This window comes from Achromobacter sp. GQ309, from assembly GCF_059759315.1.
This window is the reverse complement of the sequence record NZ_JCAXDP010000019.1, coordinates 1-446: the sequence shown is the minus strand read 5'-3', so window position 1 is coordinate 446 and position 446 is coordinate 1. Positions and strand designations below refer to the sequence as shown.

1 protein-coding gene is annotated in these 446 nt (G+C 62.3%); it reads left to right on the top strand.

Annotated elements, in window-relative coordinates:
• Positions 1-54: 54 nt before the first annotated feature.
• Positions 55-446, top strand: a 392-nt coding sequence (locus AC6CIE_RS27795; RefSeq protein ID WP_498094970.1) for a transposase, incomplete at its 3' end; no start/stop codon positions are given.

Genomic DNA, 446 nt, shown 5'->3' with positions numbered 1-446 from the left:
GGGAGTGTCATAAATTTTGTGTTTGGGGCCTAACATGTTGCTCAAGGAGCATGTATGGCTACCAAGAAAAAGACACCGCTGAGGGAACTGCCGGCGATTCCCGCCGAGCTGGTTGATCAATTCGTCAAAGGCCCGATGACCGCCGAGGCGGTGCAGGACCTGTCGATGGCGTTCAAGAAGGCGCTGATCGAACGGGCCCTTGGAGCGGAATTGGGCCACCATCTGGGCTACCCGGCGGGCGGCGAGCGCCCCGAGCAGGCCACCAATCAACGCAACGGCAAGAGCTCCAAGACGGTCCTGACCGATGACGGGCCGCTGCGGGTGGAGATCCCACGCGACCGCGATGGCAGCTTCGCCCCGATCCTGATCCCCAAGCACGAGCGCCGCTTTACCGGGTTCGACGACAAGATCATCGCCATGTACGCCCGCGGCATGACGGTGCGCGA